Below are 8244 nucleotides of genomic sequence, written 5' to 3' on the forward strand. Positions count from 1 at the left end.
TTTTGTATAGTTACATCTTGCACCTGTTACAACTATAATAAATTTATTGGATAAAACGACAGTTTATAATCATGCAGAAAATTATTATCAAAAACTTCGGTGCTATTGAATATGCAGAGATTGAAGTTAGAAAAGTATTAGTTTTAATTGGTGAACAAGCAAGCGGTAAAAGCACTATTGCTAAATTGATTTATTTTTTTAAATCACTAAGAGATGATTTGTTTAGTCAAATATATCAGGATGCAGAAAAAGCGAATTTTGATAAACTGCGTGATATTATGTTTCCCGTAAGAGAAAAATTTTACGACTTTTTCGGTTCTACATTACACTTACCTGATTTTGAAATAACATTTTATTATAGTCTTGAAGAAGATAAATGGTTGAGATTAACCCTTAATGATAAGAAAAAACTAGATTCTCGATTCAGTGATAATTTCTTTAATGAGGATTTTAAAAATTCTGTAAGCAATATTAAAAAACTTCTTCAACAAGATTTAAGTACAAACAATATTTACGAACAATTGACGTATGAGAAAAATAGAATTAGATATGCTCAACGGCTTTCTAAGTTGTTGAATGAATTATTTGAAAGTAATCAAACAGATTCATTGTTTGTAATTGCAGGTAGAAATGCGACAGTAAGTTATTCTGATTTTTTTGAAAGATACTTATCGGCAAGTATTCAAAATAGTTTAGAAGAAAATAGGAATAAACCAATAGAGGAAAATGAGGAAAGGGAAAATAACAAAAAAGCATTTCAGCGTAAGCAACAAACAATAGATGAAACTTTAATGTTGAAATTTATGGAAAAAGTTGCGAGAATTAAAGACACATTCAAAAAATTTGATAATTTTGAGGGACTAATTGAAAGTTATGAAGATGATGAAAATATACAACAAAAATTATATGGTATCAAAAACCGAATAGATGAAATAATAAAAGGTGAATACAGGATTGATAATTGGGGAGAAAAAATTATATTTAACACTCAAAAAGGAGAGTATGTTCATCTTTCTAATGCTTCATCAGGACAGCAAGAATCTATAAGGATTTTACAAGATATATTCCTGAATATTCTTGATAATACCAAAATATTAAGAATATTGGAAGAGCCAGAAGCCCATTTATTCCCTATTGCACAAAAACAACTGATTGAGTTATTATCTTTAATGGTTAATCAAAATGATGATAATCAACTCATCATCACCACTCATAGTCCTTATGTACTTACAGTTTTTAATAATCTTCTATTTGCGAATAGAGTAGTTGTCAAAAATCCCAATGCAGAAGTTGAAGTAACACAAATAATCCCTAAAGATTGTTGGTTACAAGCTGAAGATTTTTCAGCTTATTCATTAGGTAATCAATCTTCTGAAACAACGCATTATTGTGAGTCTATTTTTAATACTGAAAAAGGTACTATTCAACAAAATTATCTGGATACTGTTTCCGAAATTTTGGGTGGTGATTTTCAGACTTTATACAGTATCCACGCTAGAACTTTTAAAAGAAGATGAGCAAATTTGACGATATTAAAGAACTGCTATCAAATGCGTTTCCTAAGTTTCCTAATATTCTACAAATAGAATTGAGAGCAGAGTTTTCTGTTATAGACTATAAAGGACAATCTTTTATCATTGTCAGTATTGATTTCGATGATAATACATTTATTCTAAAAATCAATGGTGTGGAAACTATAATTCATGGTTTTGATAGCAGCAAATTATTTAATATCATTCATGCTACGGGAGTTGCTTTTATTCCTATTGATGGTAAACAGGGACTTTTAGGATTTGGTGATTCTCATTGTGATTTTGTATTTTTTGATGAAAGTTATTTCTGTTTTGTAGAGTTCAAATTAAATGCAACCAGTTTGAAGAAGGTAAACAAAAATAGAGTAGATGCGATTAGACAATTAAAAAATACTATAGATTTATTTGATGATAAACTAGAAAGGAATTATGCAGGTTTAAATTTAGAAGCTTATGTTTGTACTCCTGAATTTTACCCTAGATTAAATGCCAGTTGGCAAGCATTAGCACAGGATTTTTTAGAAGATTATGGTATTCCACTTTTTGAAAGGAATGATAAAACCTGCAAGTAAATAGAAATTAATGCAACAAATTATAATAAAATCTATCTAAATATCAGGTGTATACAAAAACCAAAATATTCACTTTTACCATAATGCTATTTATGCCTAGTATGTTTAAACCTAAATCATCCCACAAAAAACTCAAACGCCAACTACTGATAGTCATGCTGATTATTTTCGGTTGGAGTGTCGCCATAGGATTTATACTAGGTCTAGCCACCAGCACCCAAGCAGCAAACCCTCCGGAAATTGGTACAGTTGACGTAGTACGCGCACAATATAAGTTAGGAAAAGAATTATATATAGAAAACTGTTCAACCTGTCATCTAGCTTTACCACCAGAGGTATTTCCTACCCAAACCTGGAAAAATATCTTGGAAGACTCCCAGCACTATGGCGCAACTATTACGCCCTTAATAGGAATACAACGCAATTTAGTATGGAAATATGTTTCTACCTTTTCCCGTGTGCAACTGCAAGACGAAGAAACACCCTATCGTTTAAACAGATCACGTTATTTTAAAGCTTTACATCCTGGTGTAGAATTACCAAATCCTGTAACAATGGGTAGTTGTGTTAGTTGCCATCCTGGTGCAAATGAGTATAATTTCCGCCAACTGACAGCAGAATGGGAAAAATAAATTGGTGATAATAGTTGATAGTTGATAGTTGATAGTTGATTGGGAAACATCAAATTGATTACCCAGTCACCAGTCACCAGTCACCAGTCCCCAGTCACCTGTTCTAGTGGCAAAATGATACTATGAAAGAAGTTTAACTATAAGATATGAGTTAAAACCAATCACAAAATCGGGTGATTGGTAAATTTTCATTTCGGTTTTGAGTTGATTCTCATTTTCTACCCATCCACCACCAAAACGGTTGGGTTGAGTTAAGCGTCTATAATTATATAGCTTTTAGCTAAACCTTTAATTTCCATTCCCCTTGTTCTAGTTCTATAAACTGCCATGCTAAAACTATTGTTGGGCGATCCCAACGCTCGTAAACTAAAAAAATACCAGCCTTACATTACAGAAATTAATCTCTTAGAGGAAGAAATTAAAGCACTCTCTGATGATGAATTAAAAAGTAAAACTACTGAGTTTAGACAACGTATATCTAAGGGTGAAAGCCTTGATGATATTCTACCAGAGGCTTTTGCGGTTGTTCGTGAATCTGCTCGACGGGTGTTAGGATTACGACATTTTGATGTACAGTTACTCGGTGGGGCAATTCTGCATACTGGGCAAATAGCGGAAATGAAAACCGGTGAAGGTAAAACCTTGGTGGCTACCTTACCGAGTTATTTAAATGCCCTCACGGGTAAAGGTGTTCACGTTATTACAGTGAACGATTACCTGGCACGTCGGGACGCGGAATGGATGGGACAGGTTCACCGTTTCTTGGGTTTAAGTGTGGGGCTAATTCAAGCCAGCATGAGTCCCACAGAACGGAAGAAAAACTATGACTGTGATATTACTTATGTAACTAACAGTGAAATCGGTTTTGACTACCTGCGGGATAATATGGCCACTTCTATGGCGGAGGTGGTGCAGCGTCCCTTTAATTATTGTGTTATTGATGAAGTAGATTCGATTCTGATTGATGAAGCACGGACACCGCTAATTATTTCTGGACAGGTGGAAAGACCGACAGAAAAGTATTTACAAGCGGCAGAAATTGCTTTTACTCTTAAAAAAGATGAACATTACGAAGTAGACGAAAAGGCGCGTAACGTTCTGTTAACGGATGAAGGTTTTGCAGAAGCGGAAAACCTTTTAAATGTAACTGATTTGTTTGATCCTGAAAATCCTTGGGCGCATTTTGTGTTTAATGCGATTAAAGGTAAGGAACTATTTCTCAAAGACGTGAATTATATTGTCCGTAATGGGGAAGTGGTGATCGTTGATGAATTTACCGGTCGGGTATTACCGGGACGACGTTGGAGTGATGGACTGCACCAAGCTATTGAAGCGAAGGAACGGGTAGACATTCAACCAGAAACCCAAACTCTGGCAACTATTACCTATCAAAATCTGTTTTTGCTGTATCCTAAGTTGGGAGGAATGACAGGAACAGCGAAGACGGAAGAGGTGGAATTTGAAAAGATTTATAAGTTGGAAGTAAGCATTATTCCTACCAACCGGGTGAGAAAACGCCAAGATTTATCGGATATGGTGTTTAAGACGGAAATGGGTAAATGGCAGGCGATCGCTAAAGAATGTGCGGAAATGCACGAACAAGGTAGACCTGTGTTAGTGGGTACGACCAGTGTAGAAAAATCCGAACTTCTTAGCCGTCTCTTGAAGGAAATAGAAATTCCCCATGAGTTGCTAAATGCTAGACCGGAAAACGTGGAACGGGAAGCGGAAATTGTCGCCCAAGCTGGACGCAGAGGGGCTGTAACCATTGCCACCAACATGGCAGGACGGGGTACAGATATCATCCTGGGTGGTAACTCCGAATATATGGCGCGGTTAAAGTTGCGGGAATATTTTATGCCCCGGATCGTTAGCCCTGAAGATGATGAGTTTAGCATTCAACGGGCTTCTGGACTTCCTACCGGTCATGGTGGAGGACAGGGTTTTGTGCCTGGTAAAAAGGTGAAAACTTGGCGTGCTTCCCCGGAAATTTTCCCCACTCAGATATCAAAGGAAACAGAACAACTGTTAAAAGAAGCGGTAGACGTGGCGGTAAAAGCTTACGGTGAAAGAAGTTTACCGGAGTTGGAAGCGGAAGAAAAAATCGCGGTAGCTGCGGAAAAAGCGCCTACTGATGATCCTGTGATTCAGAAATTGCGGGAAGCTTACCAGCGCATTAAGCATGAGTATGAAGAGTTTACTGGTAGTGAACATGATGATGTGGTGAACCGTGGCGGTTTGCACGTTATTGGTACTGAACGTCATGAATCACGACGCATTGATAACCAATTGCGCGGACGGGCGGGCAGACAAGGAGACCCTGGAACAACGAGATTTTTCCTCAGTTTAGAGGATAACTTGTTAAGGATCTTTGGGGGCGATCGCGTTGCCGGCTTAATGAATGCTTTCCAAGTAGAGGAAGATATGCCTATTGAGTCAGGTATGTTGACTCGCAGTTTGGAAGGCGCTCAGAAAAAGGTTGAAACCTATTACTATGACATCCGTAAACAAGTATTTGAGTATGACGAGGTGATGAATAACCAACGTCGTGCTATTTATGCGGAACGTCGGCGGGTGTTGGAAGGTCAAGACCTGAAGGAACAGGTAATTAAATATGCTGAGAAAACGATGGATGACATCGTTGATTATTACATTAACCCTGATTTACCTTCGGAAGAATGGGAGTTAGAGAAGTTGGTGGATAAGGTGAAGGAGTTTGTTTACCTGTTGGCTGATATGCAGTCTAGTCAGTTGGAGGATATGGGAGTTCCAGAAATTAAGGCTTTCCTCCATGAACAAGCGCGTATTGCTTATGATCTTAAGGAAGCAGAAATTGATCAAATTCAACCGGGTTTGATGCGTCAAGCGGAAAGGTTCTTTATTCTGCAACGCATAGATACTTTGTGGCGTGAACACTTGCAACAAATGGATGCTTTGCGGGAGTCGGTTGGTTTGCGTGGTTATGGGCAAAAAGATCCTCTGATTGAGTACAAGAGTGAGGGTTATGAGTTGTTCTTGGATATGATGGTGAATATCCGCCGTGATGTGGTTTATTCGCTGTTTATGTTCCAGCCTCAGCCACAACCTACGGTGCAGACTTCTGGGATGGTTTAGGTTTTTTCACGCAAAGACGCAGAGGCGCAAGAGTGGCGTTTTCTGCGTCTTTTGTTTTAGGAGGAATTAACCACGAAGGAACGAAGGACACGAAGGAAGAGGAGGAAGAATAAAAAAATATTTTATCTGTTGTAGTATTAAAGATGTTGTAATATTTAAAACTATAGAGGCAGTTATATGGAATACAGTTATCAAACCCAACGGGGTAAACTGTTTGACAATATTCAACAGTCAGCAGAAATGGAGATTGAGAGAAACTTATTGGCATGGCAAGCTAGTTTCCGTGTTTTTGATGGTAATTATCACGAATTGATTCAATATCTAGAATATCCTCATGAGCAAAGCGAAAATCAAGAAGTTTTGATTGATGAAACCTCAAGACTACTGCATAATTTCCTAGCATCTGCTGGCTCATTAGTCGAGCATACTAGAGTAATTGTTAAGAGACTATACTCGGATACGCATCAATTTAGGAAAGAATATGACTTGAAAAAGAGTGAAGAATTAGTAAAGAATAATGTACAAAACTTTATTAAAAATTTACGTAACTATACTCTGCATGAAACGTTACCTATAGTAGAGTTACAAAACTCTTTTTCAGAAAATTTACTATTAAATATCCAAATAGATGTAAAGATAATTAAAGAATCAGAACACTGGAAATCCTGGGAAGATTCGGAAAATTACTTAAATAAACTTGGAGATAATATAAAATTGATTGATTTAGTCAAAAAATATTATGAAGTGATAATAGGTTTTTATACATGGCTTACCGAAAGACAACATAATGATATTCATAAAGCAGATTTAGAAAAGCTTCAAGAAATGAAAAAAGGAATTATGTAAAAAAGTCAATATATCAACTTAATCTGAAAAACTTATTTTGGGAATTTGGCAATTAGAATTAAGTGAGGAATTATAATGGATTACACGAATAAAAACGAATTGTATAAACGTTTTGATTTTATACAACAATCAAAACAAACAGACAGTTATAGAAACTTAAAGGCATTGCAAGCAAGTTATCGTGTCTTTTATGGTAATTATATTGCATTAACAAAATATCTAGAACCCTTCCAAGATCCAAAAGAGTCTTTAAAAATGTACAATTTGTACCAAATAAATAATCAAGAAAATTTAATCAATGAAACCTCAAGGCTATTCCATAATTTTATTACATCTACAAAATCACTAATTGATCATACAGATAAGATGATTTATAGACTCTACTCCCAGTTCAGAAATGAGTATAATACCAAAAAATAAGAATATATAAGAAGTCACTCAGTTAGCAAGTTTGTCAAAGATTTACGCGAATACACTCTACACTATACTTTACCTATACAAGAATTACAAATTGCTTTATTCTCTTCATCAAAAGATATAGACTTTAGGATGAAAATAAATATTGCACAGCTTAAAAAATGGAGTAACTGGAGTGAAAAATCTAAATCTTATTTACAGGGATTAGATAAAGGTTTGTCAGTTATAGATTTAGTTAATGACTATTTTATGCTGATACAAAATTTTTATGACTGGCTGACTACTAAATTAATAAGCCAAGTAACAGAATAAGATTGAGAAAAGGTTGTAAAATTTAGGAATAAAAATACCTTGCAAATCTCCGATTTTGACAATTTGGGTTTTAACAGCTTTGCCCATTTGATGTGATTCATTAAATAAATATATTCACAATTGTATCACAAAAATATTATAATCATGTTATGCTATAAAAGTGTATGGAGAAAAGATCCATAACTACTTTAGTGAAAGAATTATTAAGCACATTTGGTAGTTTACCAGAATCCGAAAGATTAGAAATAGCTGTGGAGATTTTGAAACGGGTTACAAATTTAGACTTTCCACCTTTATCCGATGACGATTTAGTGTGGAATGCTGAAGAACTCTTTTTATAATTATATCAACAAGAAACAGATTATGAGTACCCCTAGACGTGGAGAAGTTTGGCTTGTTGATCTGGGTTACACTGCAAAAGTCAGTCCAACAGTATTTCAAAATTCAAGGAAAAAATATTATGAATGTATCTATTGCTGACCAAATTATTGAACAATTAAAAATAATGCCTCAAGACTTGCAATATCAAGTCCTGGAATTTGCCCGCAGTTTGACAAATTCAAAAATCAAAGGTGTTCCCGGTAAAGAATTAATAAAATTTGCCGGTTCAATACCCAAAGAAGATTTACAGCTAATGAGTGAAGCAATAAACCAAGATTGTGAAAAGGTTGACTTTGATGAATGGTAGATACTTGCTCGATACTAATATCATTATTGCTTGAGGGGGCGACAAGCAAGTTGAAACCAAGATAGGGAAAAGGTTTGAGGTGATAGACCCTCTGAAAAAATCTGGTGCTTATTGAGAATAGTATACAGTTA

The 8244-nt window shown here is 35.5% G+C and carries 8 protein-coding genes; all 8 read left to right on the plus strand.

Annotated features, from left to right (window positions below):
- The first annotated feature begins 71 nt into the window (after positions 1 to 71).
- On the plus strand, positions 72 to 1517 hold the full coding sequence (locus tag H6F47_RS18780; RefSeq protein ID WP_190650455.1) for an AAA family ATPase: 1446 nt from the start codon (positions 72 to 74) through the stop codon (positions 1515 to 1517).
- Positions 1514 to 2104: a hypothetical protein gene (locus tag H6F47_RS18785; RefSeq protein WP_096572195.1), complete on the plus strand. Its 591-nt coding sequence runs from the start codon at positions 1514 to 1516 to the stop codon at positions 2102 to 2104. Before H6F47_RS18780 ends, H6F47_RS18785 begins: the two co-directional genes overlap by 4 nt.
- Positions 2105 to 2196: 92 nt before the next feature.
- Positions 2197 to 2736, plus strand: a complete 540-nt coding sequence (locus H6F47_RS18790) for a cytochrome C (protein ID WP_137667346.1) — start codon at positions 2197 to 2199, stop codon at positions 2734 to 2736.
- A 327-nt stretch (positions 2737 to 3063) separates the two neighbouring features.
- Positions 3064 to 5850: a preprotein translocase subunit SecA gene (secA, locus tag H6F47_RS18795; protein ID WP_190347477.1), complete on the plus strand. Its 2787-nt coding sequence runs from the start codon at positions 3064 to 3066 to the stop codon at positions 5848 to 5850.
- Between the two features lie 177 nt (positions 5851 to 6027).
- Entirely contained in the window at positions 6028 to 6696 is a 669-nt protein-coding gene (locus H6F47_RS18800; protein ID WP_190650457.1) for a hypothetical protein, read from the plus strand.
- A gap of 75 nt (positions 6697 to 6771) precedes the next feature.
- Positions 6772 to 7116, plus strand: coding sequence for a hypothetical protein (locus H6F47_RS18805; RefSeq protein ID WP_190650459.1), 345 nt, complete (start codon positions 6772 to 6774; stop codon positions 7114 to 7116).
- Positions 7117 to 7589: 473 nt separating this feature from the next.
- Positions 7590 to 7766: a hypothetical protein gene (locus tag H6F47_RS18810; protein ID WP_190650463.1), complete on the plus strand. Its 177-nt coding sequence runs from the start codon at positions 7590 to 7592 to the stop codon at positions 7764 to 7766.
- Positions 7767 to 7885: 119 nt separating this feature from the next.
- Positions 7886 to 8113 (plus strand): hypothetical protein, encoded by a 228-nt coding sequence (locus tag H6F47_RS18815; RefSeq protein WP_190650461.1) that lies wholly within the window; start codon positions 7886 to 7888, stop codon positions 8111 to 8113.
- The last annotated feature ends 131 nt before the right edge of the window (positions 8114 to 8244 follow it).

Source organism: Sphaerospermopsis sp. FACHB-1094, assembly GCF_014696195.1.
Taxonomy (GTDB): domain Bacteria; phylum Cyanobacteriota; class Cyanobacteriia; order Cyanobacteriales; family Nostocaceae; genus Sphaerospermopsis; species Sphaerospermopsis kisseleviana.